The sequence below is a fragment of the Streptomyces sparsogenes subsp. cuspidosporus genome, assembly GCF_039532705.1.
In the GTDB taxonomy this organism is placed as follows: Bacteria; Actinomycetota; Actinomycetes; order Streptomycetales; family Streptomycetaceae; genus Streptomyces; species Streptomyces sparsogenes.
This window is the reverse complement of sequence record NZ_BAAASD010000015.1, coordinates 171,855-189,788: the sequence shown is the minus strand read 5'-3', so window position 1 is coordinate 189,788 and position 17,934 is coordinate 171,855. Positions and strand designations below refer to the sequence as shown.

The window sequence follows — 17,934 nt, the reverse complement described above, 5'->3', positions numbered from 1 at the left end:
GCGCCTCGTAGCGGTCGCGCAGCCCGCGCAGGATCTCCAGCGCGTCGGCCGCGGCCGGTTCGGGCACCATGATGGGCTGGAAACGCCGCGCCAGCGCCGCGTCCTTCTCGATGTGACGGCGGTACTCCTGCAGCGTGCTGGCGCCGATGATGTGCAGTTCGCCGCGGGCCAGGGCGGGCTTGAGGATGTTGCTCGCGTCCATCGGGCCGCCCTCGGAGCCGCCGGTGCCCACGACGGTGTGCAGCTCGTCGATGAAGACGATCAGCTCCTCGGAGTGGGCGCGGATCTCGTCGATGATCCCGGTCAGCCGCTCCTCGAAGTCGCCGCGGTAGCGGGTGCCGGCCACGACGCCCGCGAAGTCGAGTTGCAGGACGCGCCGACCGAGCAGGATGTCGGGGACGTCGGCCTCGGCGATGCGCTGGGCCAGCCCCTCCACGACGGCGGTCTTGCCCACGCCGGCCTCGCCGATGAGGACGGGGTTGTTCTTGCCCCGCCGCGCGAGCACCTCGATGGTCTGCTCGATCTCCTCGTCGCGCCCGATCACCGGGTCGATCCGGCCCTCGCGGGCCATCTCGGTCAGGTCGCGGCCGAACCTGTCCAGGTTGGGGGTGTCGCGCCGCCCGGGGCCCGGGCGCTGTTCGGCCGCGCCGGAGGCGGCCGCCAGGCCGCCCGGCGGGCCGGGGCGGGGCTCGAACCGGGCCGCGTGCAGCAGCTGCCCGGCCGTGGAGTCACGGTTGGTGGCGAGCGCGATCAGTACGTGTTCGGGGCCGATGTACGAGGAGCCCGCGGAGCGGGCGATCTCGTGGGCGTCCAGCAGCGCGCGCTTGACGGCGGGCGTGACCGCGACCGAGCTGCGCGGCGGCCCCTCCCCCGTCTGCCGGTCGATCTCGGCGACGAGACGCTCGGGGTCGGCCCCGGCCCGGGCGACCATGGTGCGGGTCGGCTCGGCCGTGAGCGCCGCGCGGAGCAGGTGCTCGGTGTCGAGGTCGGTGCTTCCGCGGTCGGCGGCGTAGGAGGCCGCGGAGGAGACGAGCTGCCGCGCGGGCTCGCTCATCAGGCGGCCGAAGTCGACGTGCCGGGAGCCGGAGCGCTGCCCGGCCGGTCCGACGCCGAGGAAGCGTGCGAGGAAGTCTCCGAGGGGGTCGGGACCGAAGTCCTCGTGTCCCTCGTACCCGCTGTTCATAGGCATCCGTCCCGGTGGCCCGGCGGAAGCGGGCCCCGTATTCCTCGGTGCTCTGGTGGTGTGCGGGTGCTCGGGTGGCGTGGGGGCCGGCCGGCCCGGCTGACACGAACACCCGCGAGAAGTCCCATATGATCAGCTTTGATTGATTTTATCCGACATCCGGGCTGCTCGCGCCCTTCTGGACTTATTCGGCGCCTCTCCGCAGCGCCCCCGGGCTCGCCCCGCGCGTCCCGTGGGTGGGACCGGGACGCGCGGGCCGGGCCGGGGACGGTGCCCAGGGGGTCACTCTCTAGGCGCACGCGGCCCGGGCGTGGGCGGCGTAGCGGCGCAGTACGCCGGACCAGCGCTCGGCGAGTTCGGCGGCGTGGTCGTCCGCCAGGACGCCGGACGGCCAGATCCAGCGCGCCGCGAGCCTCGCCCCCCGCTCGCGGTCCTCGACCGCGACCGTGAGGGTGAGGGTGCGCTCCAGGGGCGTCCCGAGGTCCGCGCCGCCGCCCATCGCCGAGCCCGCCTCGCCCGTCGGGGTCCAGAGGGCCGACCGCTCGCCGACCTGGAACCGGCCCAGGTAGTTGAGGGAGATCTGGGGGTCGCCGAGGGCGGCCAGCAGCGGGGCGGTACGCGGGTTCAGATAGCGCAGCAGGCCGTATCCGATGCCGTTGTCGGGCAGGGCCGCGAGCTGCGCCCCCACCCGCGCGGCCGCCTCGGTCAGGGCGGCGCCGGAGGTGGCGAGTTGTTCGTCGGTGATCCCGCCCGGGTCCAGCACGAGCGGGAACTGCGCGGTGAACCACCCGACGGTGGCCGAGGGGTCGACCCCGTCGGCGAGGAACTCACGGCCGTGAGCCTGGAGGTCCACCAGCACCCCGGTGTCCGGCTCGCCCCGCCAGCGGACGTAGGCGACGGCGAACGAGGCGTACAGCACGTCGCGCAGGTCCACGCCCAGCGCGCCCGGCACCGCGAGCAGCGTCGCGGTGTCCTCCTCCGGGAGGTCCGTGAGGAGCATCCGCGCCGAGGACATGGTGTCGGTCCGCGGGTCGAGCGGGCGGGTGCCCAGCGTGGGCCGCTTCGCGTCGAACGTCCGCGCCCACATCTCCAGTTCCTTCTCGCGGACGGGCTCCAGGGCCTCCTCCACCAGGTGCCGCGCCCACCTCCGGTAGGAGGTCACCGGTGCCCGCAGCTCCGGTCGCCGGCCGGCGGCGACCGCTTCGTGGGCCCGGGCCAGGTCCGGCAGCAGGAACCGCCAGGAGACCCCGTCGACCACCAGGTGGTGGAGCAGGATCAGCAGCCGCCCGGGGCGCTCCGGCCCGGGGTCCAGCCAGACGGCCTGGAGGGTACGGCCGGAGGCGGGGTCGAGTTCCGCCTGGTGCCGGAAGGACGCCTCGGCCAGCGCCGGGACCCACTCCGCCTCGTCGGCGATCCGGACCGCCTGGCGGGTGAAGCAGTCGGCCACCCGGACCGAGCCGGGCTCCATGATCTCCAGGGACCGCTGCTGCCGGTCGCCGGTCTGCCGCATCCGCAGCGCGTCATGACGGCCGGTCAGCGCCTGGAGGGCGGCGATCAGGTGCTCGGCCCGGGCGTCCGCGGGGACGCGGACCGCCATGGACAGGTGGTAGGCGTCGGTCGGGCCCTCGCAGTCCCACATGCGCCTGATGATCGGCGTCGCCGGGAGCCGGCCCACCGCGTCATCCACGCCGTCGCCCACGCCGGCCCCGGCACCGCCCGCGCCGCCGGCGTTGTGGTGGCCGCCCGCGCCGGCCGGCCCCCGCCAGGGCGCGCCGCGCTCGGCGATCGCCGCCATCGCCGCGACCGTACGGCCGTCCGCCACGTCCTTGGGCCGCAGCGCGAGCCCGGCGTGGCGCGCCATGTCGGCGAAGCGCATGGAGACGATGGAGTCGCCGCCCATCAGGAAGAAGTCGTCGTCCACGCCGACGCCCGCCACCCCCAGCGCCTCGCTCATCAGGGAGCACAGCGTCTCCTCGACGGGGGTGCGCGGCCGGGCCGCCGTGGAGACGGCCGTGAAGTCGGGGGCGGGGAGGGCGGCCCGGTCGAGCTTGCCGTTGACCGTCAGCGGCAGCTCGGGCAGCTCGACGAACGCCGAGGGCACCATGTGGGCCGGCAGCCGGGCCGCCGCGAGCCCCGCCAGCTCGGCGGGCCCGGGCAGCGTGGCGCCGGGCTCGGCCACCAGATAGGCGACCAGCGCCGGGACGCCCGGGCGGTCCTCGCGCAGCACCACGGCCGCCCGCGCCACCCGGTCGAGCGCCGCGAGCCGGTGCTCGATCTCGCCGACCTCGATCCGGAAGCCCCGCAGCTTGACCTGGCCGTCGGCCCGTCCCACGTAGTCCAGCTCGCCGTCCTCTCCCGGGCTGTGTCCGCGAGGTCCCGCCGGGCCCGTGACCTCGCGGACACGGCCCAGCCGCACCAGATCCCCGGTGCGGTACATGCGCTCCCCGGGGGCGCCGAACGGGTCGGCGAGGAACCGCTCCGCGGTCAGCCGGGGCCGCCCCGCGTAGCCGCGGGCCAGGCCGGGTCCCGCGACGTACAGCTCGCCGACGGAGCCGGGCGGCACCGGGCGCAGCAGGTGGTCGAGGACGTACAGCCGCAGGTCCGGGATCGCGCGCCCGATGGGGCTCGCCGAACCGTCCCGCGCCGGGTCCGCGCGGACCAGTTCGGTGTGGGTGACGTGCACGGTCGTCTCGGTGATGCCGTACATGTTGACCAGCCGCGGCGCGGCGTCGTCGGCGGGCCGCCTGGCGTACCAGTCCGCGAGGCGGGAGACGTCGAGCCGCTCACCGCCGAAGATCACATAGCGCAGCGCGAGCCGCGCCCCCAGCTCCGGATTGTCGCGGTCGGCGCCGATCAGCTGGTAGAACGCCGACGGGGTCTGGTTGAGCACGGTGACGCCCCGTTCGACCAGCAGTGCCAGGAATTCGTCCGGGGCCCGGGTGACGGTGTGGGGCACGATCACGAGCGAGCCGCCGTGCAGCAGCGGGCCCCAGATCTCCCACACCGAGAAGTCGAACGCGTAGGAGTGGAACAGCGTCCACACGTCGTCCTCCCCGAACCCGAAGAGGTGCTCGGTGGCGGTGAACAGCCGGATGACGTTCCCGTGCGGGACCAGCACGCCCTTGGGCCGCCCGGTCGAGCCGGAGGTGTAGATGATGTAGGCGCCGTGCGCGGGGGTGAGCGGGCCGCCGCGGTCGGCGTCGGTCAGGTCGGTGGGCGCCATGGTCTTCAGGGCCTCGGCGGTGTGCGGGGCGTCGAGCTCCACGACCGGCACGTCGAGAGCGTCGGGGAGGGCGGGAGCGGTGTCCGCGGTGGTGATCACGCACACCGGGGCGGCGTCGTCGAGGACGAACCCGATGCGCTCGCGCGGGTAGGCGGGGTCCACCGGCAGATACATCGCGCCGCTCTTCAGGACGGCCAGCAGCGCCACCACCAGCTCGGCCCGGCGGTCCAGCGCGAGGGCCACCACCCGCTCGGGCCCGGCGCCCCGCCCGGTCAGCAGCCGCGCCAGTCGGTTCGCCCGGTCGTTGAGCTGCGCGTACGTCAGGGAGCGGCCGCCGTCGACCACCGCGATGTGGTGCGGGGTGGCCCGCACCTGGGCCTCGAACCGCTGCGGCAGGGTCACCTCGCACCGTACGCCCCCGGGCGCCGCGGGCAGGTGAGCGGCCGTCAGCAGCCGCGCCACCGGGGCCCGCGCCACTCCGGCCGCGCCGCGCTCCCCCGACATCGCCGACTCCCCGGACACCGCCGACTCCCCGGACGCCGCGGACGCCTGGGCGAGGAGGTGTTCCATGGCCTCCGCCGCGGCACAGGCCCGGCTTCGGCCGACGGTGTCCGGGCAGTAGTTGACGTGGATCCGCAGCCGTTCGCCGGGGATCGCGACCAGGCTGAGCGGATAGTGGGTGCCGTCCTCGGGGTGCACCCCGGTGACGGTCAGGTGCTCCGAGGCGGAGCGCAGCGCGTCCGGGTCGTGGGGGTAGTTCTCGAACACGAGGAGGCTGTCGAACAGCCGGCCCGTCCCGAGGCGGCGCTGGATGTCGGCGAGGCCGATGTGGTGGTGGTCGAGCAGCCGCGCCTGTTCGCCCTGGAGGCGGGTGAGCAGCTCGGGGAACGTCTCGTCCGGGCGCAGCCGGACCCGGGCGGGCACGGTGTTGATGAACAGGCCGACCATGGCGTCGACGCCGTCGATCTCGGGCGGGCGCCCGGAGACGGTGATGCCGAAGACGACGTCGTCGCGGCCGGTCAGCCAGCCGAGCACGAGCGCCCAGGCGCCCTGCACCACCGTGTTCACCGTCAGGCCGTGCCGGCGGGCGAAGGCGGCCAGCTCGGCGGTCTGCTCGGCCGTGAGCTCCAGGACGTGCCGCCGGGTGGCCGTCGCGCCCTCGGTGTCCCGGCCGGCGACGAGGGTCGGCCCGGCCACCCCGGACAGGGCGGCCGCCCAGGCGTCGAGCCCGGCCTCACTGTCCTGCCCCTTCAGCCAGGACAGATAGGCGGAGTACGGGCGTGGCGCGGGGAGCGCGGCGAGCCGGCCGGGGTCGCCGCCCGCGTCGTACAGCGCGAGCAGCTCCCGCAGCAGCAGCGCCATGGACCAGCCGTCGATGAGCAGGTGGTGGGTGGTCAGGACCAGCCGGTGGCGGTCGGGGCCGAGGCGCAGCAGCATGCAGCGGGCCAGCGGGGCGGTGTCCAGGGAGAGGCGCTGTCCGCTCTCGGCGGCCGCCAGCCGGGCCAGTTGGGCGTCCCGCGCGGGCTCGTCCAGCCGCGACAGGTCGTGTTCCCGCCACGGCACGGCCACTCGGGCGGGGATGACCTGCACCGGTTCGGCGAGCCCCTGGCGTACGAAGCAGGCGCGCAGCCCTGGGTGGCGGGCGAACAGCCCCTCGACGGCGATCCGCAGCCGCGCCGGGTCGAGGCCGCCGGCCAGGTCCAGGCCGAACCGCACCAGGTAGTCGTCGTGGGCCGTCTCGTCGTAGACGGCGTGGTAGAGCAGTCCCTGCTGGAGGCCGGACACCGGCCAGATGTCGGCCAGGTCGGGCACGGCGTCCTCGAGCCGTTCCACGTCGGCCATGGACAGCGGGACGAGGGGGAAGTCTGAGGGGGTGTGGCCGCGGTGCGCGGGGTGTCCGGCGGCCCGCGCGTGGGTCACCAGGCCGGTGAGCGCGGCGAACCACGCCTCGGCGAGCTCCCGCACGGCGGGCTCGTCCAGCAGTTCGCCCGCCCAGACCCACACCGCCGTGAGCCGCGGGCCGTCCTCGCGGTCCTCGGTGTGGGCGTTGAGGGACAGGGTGTGCGGCAGGGGCATGCCGGGTGGGAAGCCGCCGCGCAGCGCGCCGAAGTCGGGGTCGGGGTCGGGCAGCCAGTCGCCTTCGGACACCGTGAACCGGCCGAGGTAGTTGAAGCCGAGCTGCGGTCCCGCGTGGCCGGCGAGGCGGCGGGCCGCGCCGGGGTCGAGGTGGCGCAGCACTCCGTAGCCGATGCCGTGGTCCGGAAGCGCCGCGAGCTGTTCCTTGACCGTTCTGACGGCGGTGCCGAGCGCCGCGGATCCCTCGGTGACCTCGGCCCAGTCGAGTGTTCCCGGGGCGATCCTGGCCGGGTACAGGCTGGTGAACCAGCCGACGGTCCGGCTGAGGTCGATGCCGTCGGCGAGGTGTTCCCGGCCGTGTCCTTCGAGTTCCAGCAGTACGTCGCCGGTGTCGTCCCGGCCGCGGCGCCGCCGCCACTCGGCCACGGCGAGGCTCAGCGCTGTCAGCAGCACCTCGTGGATCCCGGTGTGGTAGCGCTCCGGCACGGAGGTCAGCAGGGTGGCGGTGAGGTCGGTCGGCAGCGAGAGGGACAGCATCCGGGCGGTGGTGGCGGTGTCCCGGGCGGGGTCCAGCGGGCGGGAGCCCAGCAGCGGGTCGGGGCCGGCGAGGATGTTCTCCCACAGCGGGAGTTCGGCCTGCCTCGCCGGGTGGCGGGCGGCCTCGGTCAGCACCCGGGACCAGCGCCGCAGGGAGGTCACCGGCCCGGGCGTGGTCAGCGGCCGCCGCTGTGCGGCGGCGGCCCAGGCGTCGGCGAGGTCGGTCAGCAGGACCCGCCAGGAGACCCCGTCGACCGCGAGGTGGTGGATCACGATGAGCAGCCGTCCTGGGCGGTCGGGGCCCGCGTCGAACCAGACGGCCCGCAGCAATGCCCCGTTCTCCGGGTCGAGTTGTCGGCGCGCGGCCTCGGTGGCCGTCTCGACGATCCGGCGCCACCGCGCGGTGTCCTCGCCTTCGGCGCCCTCGCCTTCGGTGTCCTCGACAGGCACGCGTAGCAGACAGTCGTGGCCGCGGACGCTGCCGCGCGGGGCGATCTCCAGGGCGCCGTCCTCCCCGGCGGCCAGCCGCAGTCGCAGCGCGGCGTGCCGGTCGAGCAGGGTGTCGAACGCGCCGGACAGGTGGTCGTGGCGCAGGCCGCCGGGCACGCGCAGCAGCACCGACTGGTGGAACTCCTTGACGGCGTCCGGCCCCAGCCCGCGCAGCCAGCCGATGATCGGGGTCGGGGCGAGGGCGCCGCTGTCGTCGGCGTCGGTGGCGTCGCCGGTGCCGTGGGTGCCGACGCCGTGGGGTGTGTCGGCGGCGGAGCGCGCGGCCCGCGCCAGCGCGGCGACGGTGCGGTGCTCGAAGACCTCGCGCGGGGAGATGGCGAGCCCGGCGGCGCGGGCGCGGCTGACCAGGGTGAGCGAGAGGATGCTGTCGCCGCCGAGGGCGAAGAAGCTCTCGTCGGCGCCGACGTGGTCCAGGCCGAGGATGTCGGTGAAGAAGCCGTGGAACAGCTCTTCCCGCTCTGTTTCCGGGGCCCGCCGCGGGGTGTCCCCCGCCGGGCCGGGCTTGGGGAGCGCGGCCCGGTCGAGCTTGCCGTTGGGGGTCAGCGGCAGCCGGTCCACCAGGACGATCTGCGCGGGCACCATGAAGCCCGGCAGCCCGCTCCGGGCCCGGTCCATGAGCTCGGCCGGGAGCGCCGTGACGGTGGCCGGGTCCGCGTCCGGTTCGGGCACCACGTGGGCCAGCAGCCGGCCGGCCCCCGGGCGGACCTCGTCGGCCGTCACCACGGCCCGCCGGACCGCCGGATGACCCGCCAGGACGGCCTCCACCTCGCCGACCTCGATCCGCAGGCCCCGGACCTTGACCTGGCCGTCGGCGCGTCCCACGTACTCCAGCTGGCGGTCCTCGCGGCGGCGCACCAGGTCGCCGGTCCGGTAGAGCCGTGACCCGGGTGGGCCGAAGGGGTTGGCGACGAACCGCTGCGCGGTCTGGCCGGGCCGGTTCAGATAGCCCCTGGCCAGCCCGGGCCCGCCGAGCCAGAGTTCGCCGACGGTGCCGACGGGGACCGGGCGCAGGGCGGCGTCGAGCACATACGCGGCCGTGTTGGCGGAGGAGGTGCCGATGGGGGGTGTGCCGGCGCCGCCGAGCGGGTCGCTCATGGCCGCGCAGACGGTGGTCTCGGTCGGACCGTAGCCGTTGAGCAGGACGGTGTCCGCTGCCCAGTCGGACGCCAGCTCGGGCGGGAGCGCCTCGCCCACCGCCATCAGCCGGAGCCCGGCCGGGAGGACGCCGCGGTCCAGGCTCGCCAGCACGGCCGGCGGGAGCACGGCGTGGGTCACCCCGTGCCGGGCGATCAGCTCCGGCAGCCCGGGGCCCGCGGGCGGCGGGCCGTCGGCGCCGATGACCAGGCAGCCGCCGGACATCAGCGCCGCGGTCAGCTCCCAGACGGCGGCGTCGAAGCTCGGCGAGGCGAACTGGAGGACCCGGGAGCGGGGCCCGACGCCGAACCGGGTGCGCTGGGTGTGCACCAGGCTCGGGAGGCCCGCGTGGGTCACCACGACCCCCTTGGGCCTGCCGGTGGACCCGGAGGTGTAGATCACGTAGGCCGGGTGACGCGGGTCGGGCCGCCCGCGCCGCTCCTCGTCCGTGACGTCCGCGGGGTCGCGGCCCGCGAGGTCGCGGACGGTCGCGGGGTCGTCCAGCAGGAGCCGGTCGCCCGGCAGGTGCCCGAGGGTCCGCGCGTGGGCCGTGGTGGTCAGCGTCAGCAGGGGCCGGGCGTCGGAGAGCATGAACTCCACGCGGGAGGGCGGGTAGTGCGGGTCGACCGGCAGAAAGGCGCCGCCCGCCTTCCAGACGGCCAGGACGGCGACGACGAACTCGACGGACCGCTGCAGCGCGAGCGCGACCGTGGTCTCGGGGCCGACGCCGCGCTCGACCAGCGCCCGCGCCAGCCGGTTGGCCCGCGCGCCCAGCTCGGCGTACGAGAGCTCAACGCCGCCGGTGGCGACGGCGGCGTGGTCGGGGTGGAGCCGGGCCTGCCGCTCGTAGAGCTCGGCCGCCGTGGCGTCCGGCACCACCACCGCCGCCGCGGTGGCCTTGCGCAGCAGCGAGCCCCGCTCGCGGTCGGACAGCAGCGGCGCCTCGGCGACCGGCAAGCCGCTGCCGCCGGTCACGACGGCCTTCAGCAGCCGCAGGATCCGCTCGCCGTGGCCGCGCGCCTCACGCTCGGTGCAGACGGCCTTGTTGGCGTCCAGGTCGACCGTGAGGCCCCGGCCGTCCAGGCGGTCGGTGAAGGAGAGCGCGAGGTCGTCCACGGGTCCGGTGGACAGGTTGTGCGCGACGGCGGGGTGCGGGCCGAACCGCAGGTCGTAGTCGAACGACATGATGTTGACGACCATCGAGTACAGCGGGGCGGGCGTGTCGTCGGAGGAGATCAGGCGCGCCATGTCGGCCGCCCGGTAGCGCTGGTGGGCGAGTGCGGACCGGATGGCCTTCTGGGCGGCGCGCGCCAGGTCCGCGACGGTCGTCTCCGGGCGCGGGGACAGCCGGACGGGCAGGACGTTGGACAGCACGCCGGGGGTCGTCCTGGCGGTGGGGGTGGTGCGGGCCGTGACGACCAGCCCGAGCACCACCTCCGGCTCCCCGGTCATGCGGTGCACATACAGCGCGGCCAGGGCGAGGAGCATCGCGGAGCGGTGGACCCCCGCCCGCTTGCAGACGCGGTCCAGGGCGACGAGGTCCTCGGACACCAGGCGGTCGGAGACCCGGGTGAAACCGGAGGCGGGCGCGCGCCGGCGGGTCAGGGAAACGGGTTCCGGAAGGTCGCTCAGTTTCCCGAGCCAGTATTCCCGGTCCCTGCGGAACGCCTTCGACTCGCGGTACTCCCCTTCTTCGCCGAGCAGCCGGTCGAAATCACCGAAGGGGCTCGGCGGTATTTCCTCGCCCGCGTCCAGTGCCGAGTAGATCCGCGCCACCCGGTGCGCGATGAGCGATCCGCTGAAACCGTCAACAAGAATGTGGTGGTACCGGCTGCACCAGAAATAGAGGTCGTCCGCCAATTGGATCACCGCATGGGCGACCAGCTCGCCGTCCGGCAGCGGCACCGGCCTGGCCAAGAATTCCGCCATCCACCGCCCGGCGGCGGCGCGCGGGTCCGCGTCGGCCGTCAGGTCGACGAAGGCCAGCGGGAAGTCGTCGCGCCGCGCGGCGGACCAACGCGGACCGGCCTCGCCCGCGGCGAACCGCACCCCGAGCGCCGAGCATTCGGCGAAAGCCCGGCGCAGCGCGGCCTCGAATAAGTCGACGCGCAGCCGCCCCCGTATCTCGATGTATTCACCGATGTTGTAGGCGGTGCTGTCGGGACGCAGGGACTGGGCGATCCAGAATTCGCGCTGAGCGGCAAACGGAATCCCCGGGACGGGGCCACTGGCAGGCATGGGGTGTCTGGCCTCCTCGATAAGTGGGCCGCCGATTTCGGAGGCGGTTTTCCGAGTGTAGGGCGGTAATGCGGCCCTATGGCCTGGCAGTTCGCTGCAATGGCAACTGTCGGCCTTGGCGCCGCCCACCGCCCACTGCCCGCCGCCCGCCCGTCCCTCGTCCCGCGCGACGCGCCGCGCGGCTGCCCCCGGTGGCCCAGGGGGTGTGGGCCCATCGGGTGGGTTTCGTCGGCCGTTCCGGTGACGTCCGGCGCCGTGCCCGTGCCGGAGCATCCCCTCGCGCACATAAATACGACTATCCACCTGTTTAGCCCATATGAGCGCGAGGTGAACCCTGTTGTCTCTCCAGACCCGTCAACGGACCGCGCTCGTGGTCGCCGCGCTGTTCGGCGCGGCCACCGCGTGCACCGCCGGCATACCCTCCAGCCCCCAGTCCGGGGAGAAGGCCTCCCGGACCGCGCCCGCGGCCAAGCCCGGGCCCACCAAGGGGTTCACCCTGGTGGCCACCGGCGACCTGCTGATCCACGACTCGGTCATCCGTCAGGCACGCGCGGACGCGGGCGGCAACGGCTACAACTTCGGTCCCATGCTCGCCGGGGCGAAGCCCGTGATCTCCCAGGCCGATCTGGCGATCTGCCACATGGAGACGGTCTACGGCGCCGCGGGCGGGCCGTTCACCGGCTACCCGACGTTCAAGAGCCCCCCGGAGGTGGCGGAGGCCGCCAAGGAGCTCGGCTACGACTCCTGCTCCACCGCCTCCAACCACACGCTGGACGCGGGCGCGGAAGGGGTGACCCGCACCCTGGACGCGATGGACCGGGCCGGGCTCAGACACGCCGGATCGGCCCGCTCCGCCGAGGAGCGCGCCATGCCGACCCTGATGAAGGCCGGTGACGCCACGGTCGCCCAGCTCGCCTACAGCTACGGCACCAACGGCATCCCGGTGCCCAAGGGACAGCCATGGCTGGTCAACCTCATCGACCCGGAGCGGATCATCAAGGACGCCCGCGCCGCGCGCCGGGCCGGAGCCGACGTGGTGGTGGTCAGCCTGCACTGGGGGACCGAGTGGCAGGAGGCGCCCGACCAGCTCCAGCTCTCGGTCGCCAAGAAGCTCACCGCCTCCACCGACGGCGGGCGCCGCGACATCGACCTCATCCTCGGCACCCACGCCCACATCCCCCAGGCGTACGAGAAGGTCAACGGCACCTGGGTGGTCTACGGCATGGGCGACCAGGTCGCGGGCGTCATGAACGACCCGCGCGGCCAGATGGGCTCGGCCGCCCGCTTCACCTTCGCCCCGCCCGCCACCACGGACAAGCCGTGGACCGTGAAGAAGGCGGAGTTCATCCCCCACGCCGTGGACAACGACCCGATCAGAGTGGTGAACCTGCCGCGGGCCGGCGGCCACACCACCGCCCTGGACGCCATCCGCCGCGCCGTCCTCAGCCGGGGCGCGGCGCGGGACGGGCTCACCATGGGCCGCTGACGCCCACCGCGTCAGCGGCCCACCGGCTCCGCCCGCCCGCGCACCGTCACCATCGGCGCACTGCCGGGCGGGGCCCTCAGTCCACCTCGGGGAGCTCCCCGGAGAAGGCCGCGGCCATGCGCAGCCACGGCTCCGCCTCCTCGGCGCGCCCCTGCCGCTGCAGGGTGCGGCCCAGCATCAGGTGGGCGTAGTGCTCGACCGGGTCCCGCGCGATCACCTCGCGCAGCTGCTCCTCGGCACGCCCGAGCTGCGCGGAGTGGTAGTAGGCGCGGGCCAGCAGCAGCCGGGGGGCGGTCTGCTCGGGGGCCTCCTCGACGACCTCGACGAGCAGCCGGGCGGCCTCGGCGTACTGCTTGGCCTCGAAGTACAGCCCGGCCCGCTCCCAGCGCTCCGCCGTGGTCTCCTCGCGGTCCTGGTCGTCGAACAGGCTCAGGGCGGTGACCCAGCGGTCGGCGGTGGGCTCACCGTCGGGCCGGAAGCTGTTGAAGTTGTCGATCATGGGAGGTCCTCCCTGGGATGACCCTGGGGTGGTAGGGAAGCGGGGTCAGGTCAGCGGGGTCAGGTCATTCGGGGCGCAGGGCCGCCAGTTGCCGCTCGAACGGCACGACGGCCTCGGCCTCGGGGGCGGGAGCGCCCCGGCGGCCGCCGATCAGCTCCGCCAGCTCGCCCGCCGCGCGGTCGATGCGGGTGGGCAGGGTGTCGGTGAGGGCGTCGCCGGTGCCGCCCCAGTCCTCGGACGCCGCGTACACGGCGGTGGGCACCACGATCGCCCGCAGGTAGGCGAACAGCGGCCGCAGGGCGTGCTCCAGCGCGAGCGAGTGCCGCGCCGTGCCGCCCGTCGCGGCGGCGAGCACCGGCTTGCCGGTCAGGGCGGTGTTGTCGATCAGGTCGAAGAACGACTTGAACAGCCCGCTGTAGGAGGCCGAGAAGACCGGGGTGACGGCGATCAGCCCGTCCGCGCCGGTGACCGTCTCGACGGCCTCCTCCAGGGCGGCCGACGGGAAGCCGGTGACCAGGTTGTTCGCGATGTCGCCGGCCAGGTCGCGCAGCTCGACGACCCGCACCTCGACCTCGTGCCCGTCCGCCGCCAGCCGCCCCCGGGTGGCCTCCGCCAGCCGGTCGGCCAGCAGACGGGTGGACGAGGGCACGCTCAGCCCGGCCGCGACGACGGCCAGCCTGACCGGGCGGGGGGCGCCGGGCTGCCCGGGGACGTGTCGTACGGCGGTGTTCACTGGGCCACCTCCTCGAGGGCCTTCGCGTCGCGCTGGGCCACCAGGGACGCATGGGTGGGGGCGTCCGGCACATCGGCCGGGCGGTTCTTGGCGAACTCCTCGCGGAGCACCGCGACGACCTCGCCGAGCAGGTCGAGCTGTTCCAGCACCGTCTTCAGCGGCAGGCCCGCGTGGTCGACGAGGAACAGCTGGCGCTGGTAGTCGCCGAAGGTGTCCCGGAAGGTCAGCGTCTTCTCGATGACCTCCTGCGGGCTGCCGACGGTCAGCGGCGTCTCGGCCGTGAACTCCTCCAGGGAGGGGCCGTGGCCGTAGACGGGCGCGTTGTCGAAGTACGGGCGGAACTCCCGTACCGCGTCCTGCGAGTTGCGCCGCATGAACACCTGCCCGCCGAGGCCGACGATGGCCTGCTCCGGCGTGCCGTGCCCGTAGTGCGCGTACCGCTCCCGATAGAGGTTCACCAGCTTCCGGAAGTGGTGCTTGGGCCAGAAGATGTTGTTCGCGAAGAACCCGTCACCGTAGTAGGCGGCCTGCTCCGCGATCTCCGGCGAGCGTATGGAGCCGTGCCAGACGAGCGGGGGCACGCCGTCCAGCGGTCGCGGCGTGGAGGTGAAGCCCTGCAGCGGGGTGCGGAACCTGCCCTCCCAGTCGACGACGTCCTCACGCCACAGCCGGCGCAGCAACGCGTAGTTCTCGATCGCGAGCGGGATGCCCTGGCGGATGTCCTGCCCGAACCAGGGGTAGACCGGGCCCGTGTTGCCGCGGCCCATCATCAGGTCCACCCGGCCGTCGGCCAGGTGCTGGAGCATCGCGTAGTCCTCGGCGATCTTCACCGGGTCGTTGGTGGTGATCAGCGTCGTGGAGGTGGACAGGACCAGCCGCTCGGTACGGGCCGCGATCCAGCCCAGCATGGTGGTCGGCGACGACGGCACGAACGGCCGGTTGTGGTGCTCACCGGTCGCGAAGACGTCGAGACCCACCTCTTCCGCCTTCTGGGCGATGGTGACCATCGCCTTGATCCGCTCGTGCTCGGTCGGCTCCCGGCCCGTGGTCGGATCCGTGGTGACATCTCCGACCGTGAAGATCCCGAACTGCACCGGTCTCACCCTCCTCAGGATGTTTACCGTTCAACTATATCCCGGGAACGCGGCACCTGTCGCCCCTATTCCCCCCACCCGCGGTGGAGGGAAGGGCGTCGCTTCGGATCGGAGTCGTCGCTGCCGGGGCGGGTCAGCCGGGCTGTCCGTGGCCGACCGCCGGGGCGGTGACGTGGGCGCGCAGGGCGGCGGCGTACGCCTCGTCGGGGTCGAGCCGGCGCAGCTCCTCGGCGATCAGCTCGGCGGTGCTCCGCACCCTCAGCGCCAGGGTGCGGGTGGGCTGGCCGGGGATCGACAGCGTGGCCACCGGGCCGTCGGGGCGGTCGATGTGGATGTCCCCCGCGGCGGTGCGCAGCCGCACCGCGGTCACCACCGGGCCGGCGGAGACGACCTGCTCCACGGGCACCCTCAGCCGGTCGGCGAACCAGCGGGCCAGCAGCTCGGCGCTCGGATTGTCCGCCTCGCTCTCCACCACCGCCGAGGTGACCTCGGTACGCGCCTGGTCCAGCGCGGCCGCCAGCATCGACCGCCACGGGGTGAGCCGGGTCCAGGCCAGATCGGTGTCGCCGGGGGCGTACGAGGCGGCTCGGGCCGCCAGCTCCCGCAGCGGGCGCTCGACGGCGTACGCGTCGGTGATCCGCCGCTGCGCCAGCGCGCCCAGCGGATCCCTGGCCGGGTGGTCCGGGGCGTCCACCGGCCACCACACCACCACCGGGGCGTCCGGCAGCAGCAGCGGCAGCACCACCGCCTCGGCGTGCTGGGCCAGCTCACCGCGCAGCCGCAGCAGCACGGTCTCGCCGCTGCCCTCGGCGCCGCCGACGCGCACCTCGGCGTCCAGCCGGGAGTCCCCGCGCTCGCGCGGGGAGCGGCCGGGGCGCTTGATCACCACGAGGATCCGGGAGGGGTGTTCCCGCGAGGCGTCGGCGGCGGCCTTGAGGGCGTCGTAGTGGTTGGCCTCGTCGGTGACGATGACCAGGGTCAGCACCATGCCGACCGCCGGACTGCCGATCGCCCTGCGGGCCTGCACCAGGGCCGCGTTGACCTTGCTCGAGGTGGTGTTGGTCAGGTCGGTCTTCATGGCCGGCGCCAGCTCCTGCCGTTCTCGTTCGAGCGTTTCGTCCGCGGCCCGAGCGTATCGTCACTCCCCCGCCCGGCCGGAGCGAACGATCAATGCCGCCGGCTCCGGCTCACCGGCCGCCCCCGTCGCGCCCGCCGTCGAGGGCAGGCTCCCCGGCCGCGGCCTCCACCTCCAGCAGCGAGGCGCTGTGCCGCTCGGCCTCGAACGCCGCGCGTCCGCCGCGCAGCCCGAAGAGCCGCTTGGAGAGCAGGATGTAGAGGACGGCCAGGATGTTGACCACCAAGGTGGCGATCTTCAGCCAGCTGACCTTCTCGGTCAGCTCGTAGATCTCCAGCGGCAGGAACGCGGCGGTGGCCACCACCGCCAGGTACTCGGCCCACCGCTTGAGCAGCCACAGCCCCACGCCCTCGACCAGCTCGATGATCGCGTAGGCGGCCAGCGCCACGGCCACGATCTGCAGGGTGGAGTGCCGGTACTCGAAGGTCTTGCGGATGCTGTCGACCACCGGCGAGTGGTCGAGGTCGTAGTGGAAGTGGCGGGCGACCGGCCGGAAGACGGTGAGGTCCGCCTCGAAGAGCTTGCGCACGGCGGCCCTGCTGTTGCTGAACCGCCACACGGCGACGGCCGCCAGCAGCACGAAGAGACCGCGCACCACCCGCTCGGCGGCGATGAACCGCATGACGATCAGGTCCCGCAGGGCCTTTCCGCGCGGGACGAGCGGGGCGTCGGCCGCGGGCCCGGAGCCGTGCGGCGCGCCGAGGGCGAAGTCGCCGCAGCGCAGGCAGCGCCACGCGTCGCCCAGGGCGGTCGCGGCGTGCAGCCGCTCCCGCAGCCGGTCCTCCGCGGGCGCGTAGGTGATGTGGCCGCGCCGGGCGCAGGTGCGCCGGTTCCAGTCGATCTTCACGCTCAGCGCTCCGTTCCCGTGATGGCCGGCGCCGTGGTGGTCGGCGCCGTTGTGGTCGGCGCCGCGATGGCCGACATGTCGGGCATGTGCGCGATCGTAGACGCTCTCCCCGGGTTCACCGCGCCGGGGTGCGGCCGACCCCGAGCGCGCCGTCCCGGTCGAGGTCGACGCGGGAGCCGAAGGGGGCGCTGACCCGGTCGAGCGCCGTCCGCAGCCAGCGGGCGTCCCCGGCGGTGGCGTACCGCAGCCGCATCCGCCGGGCCCGCATGGGCACCATCCGGAGGCCGGCGAGCCGCCCGGTGTCCGGGGCCAGCGCGACGAAGTAGAGCAGCCGCAGATCGTCCCGGTACTCCTCGTAGCCGGTGATGCCCTCGTAGTCGTCGATGAAGTCGCCGCAGCCGTAGAGGACGAGCTTGCCGCGGTAGACCTCCAGGGGGCGGGGGTGGTGGGAGGAGTGGCCGTGCACCACGTCCACGCCACCGTCGATCAGCGCGTGGGCGAAGCGGATCTGGTCGCCGGAGACGCGGTATCCCCAGTTGCCACCCCAGTGGATCGAGACGACGGCGAGGTCGCCCGGCCGCTTCAGCTGCCGGAGCCGGCGGGCGACCCGGGCCGCGCGGGACTCGGACAGCTCGGGGAGGAAGTCGACGCCGGCCCGGTGTCCGGCCGCCGCCCACCCCCGCGGGATGCCGCTGGACGCGGTGCCGCAGGAGAGGACCAGCACGCGCCGGCCGCCGCGGACCGGCACAGCCGCGGGCCGCCCCGCCGCCTCCGCGTCCCGCCCCGCGCCCGCGACCCGCAGCCCCGCCCCGGCCAGGGTGTCGAGCGTTTCCGCGAGCCCCGGCCGGCCGAAGTCCAGCACGTGGTTGTTGGCCAGGACGCAGACATCGGGCCGGGCCACGGCCAGGGCCGGCAGGTTGGCCGGGCTCATCCGGTAGTGCACGCTCTTCCCAGGCGCGAACTCGTCGCTCCGCGTGACGCTGGTCTCCAGGTTCACCACCCGGGCGTCGGGCGCGGTCTCCTCCAGCACCCGCAGCGCGTCCCCCCACGGCCAGGAGAAGTCGGCCGGGCGCGGCACCCGGCCGTGTGCCTCCTCGGTCAGCTCGACGTAGGCCCGGGAGTCCCGGATGTACGACTCACGCAGCTCGGGATCCCCCGGGTGCGGGAGGATCTGGTCCACGCCACGGCCGAGCATCACATCGCCGCAGAGGAACAGCGTCGTCGTGTCGCCGTGCACAT

At 74.3% G+C, this 17,934-nt stretch carries 9 protein-coding genes; 1 reads left to right on the top strand and 8 read right to left on the bottom strand.

The features are described 5' to 3' along the window. Positions 1 to 1,183: Clp protease N-terminal domain-containing protein (locus tag ABFY07_RS20000; RefSeq protein WP_346175793.1), on the bottom strand; the 1,183-nt coding region annotated here is incomplete at its 3' end. Between the two features lie 289 nt (positions 1,184 to 1,472). Further along, the gene (locus ABFY07_RS19995; protein WP_346175792.1) at positions 1,473 to 10,901 is read right to left on the bottom strand and encodes an amino acid adenylation domain-containing protein; all 9,429 of its coding nucleotides are present in this window, start codon (positions 10,899 to 10,901) and stop codon (positions 1,473 to 1,475) included. Between the two features lie 337 nt (positions 10,902 to 11,238). On the opposite strand from ABFY07_RS19995, the gene ABFY07_RS19990 reads away from it, so the two are divergent. Then, positions 11,239 to 12,387, top strand: a complete 1,149-nt coding sequence (locus ABFY07_RS19990) for a CapA family protein (RefSeq protein ID WP_346175791.1) — start codon at positions 11,239 to 11,241, stop codon at positions 12,385 to 12,387. Positions 12,388 to 12,463: 76 nt separating this feature from the next. Here the strand turns inward: ABFY07_RS19990 and ABFY07_RS19985 are convergent, their stop codons facing one another. The 6 genes from ABFY07_RS19985 to ABFY07_RS19960 all read right to left on the bottom strand — a co-directional run bounded on the left by ABFY07_RS19985 (position 12,464) and on the right by ABFY07_RS19960 (position 17,932). After that, positions 12,464 to 12,886: a tetratricopeptide repeat protein gene (locus ABFY07_RS19985; RefSeq protein WP_346175790.1), complete on the bottom strand. Its 423-nt coding sequence runs from the start codon at positions 12,884 to 12,886 to the stop codon at positions 12,464 to 12,466. Positions 12,887 to 12,950: 64 nt separating this feature from the next. Beyond that, positions 12,951 to 13,619 carry an FMN reductase gene (locus ABFY07_RS19980; protein WP_346175789.1) on the bottom strand — a complete coding sequence of 223 codons (669 nt, stop codon included), beginning with the start codon at positions 13,617 to 13,619 and terminating at the stop codon, positions 12,951 to 12,953. Continuing rightward, positions 13,616 to 14,713 carry an LLM class flavin-dependent oxidoreductase gene (locus ABFY07_RS19975; RefSeq protein WP_346175788.1) on the bottom strand — a complete coding sequence of 366 codons (1,098 nt, stop codon included), beginning with the start codon at positions 14,711 to 14,713 and terminating at the stop codon, positions 13,616 to 13,618. Before ABFY07_RS19975 ends, ABFY07_RS19980 begins: the two co-directional genes overlap by 4 nt. A gap of 133 nt (positions 14,714 to 14,846) precedes the next feature. Beyond that, positions 14,847 to 15,791 (bottom strand): glucose-6-phosphate dehydrogenase assembly protein OpcA, encoded by a 945-nt coding sequence (opcA, locus tag ABFY07_RS19970; protein ID WP_346175787.1) that lies wholly within the window; start codon positions 15,789 to 15,791, stop codon positions 14,847 to 14,849. Positions 15,792 to 15,900: 109 nt separating this feature from the next. Continuing rightward, positions 15,901 to 16,695, bottom strand: coding sequence for a DUF2127 domain-containing protein (locus tag ABFY07_RS19965; RefSeq protein ID WP_065967433.1), 795 nt, complete (start codon positions 16,693 to 16,695; stop codon positions 15,901 to 15,903). Between the two features lie 115 nt (positions 16,696 to 16,810). Continuing rightward, positions 16,811 to 17,932 (bottom strand): CapA family protein, encoded by a 1,122-nt coding sequence (locus tag ABFY07_RS19960; RefSeq protein WP_346175786.1) that lies wholly within the window; start codon positions 17,930 to 17,932, stop codon positions 16,811 to 16,813. Between the last annotated feature and the right edge of the window lie 2 nt (positions 17,933 to 17,934).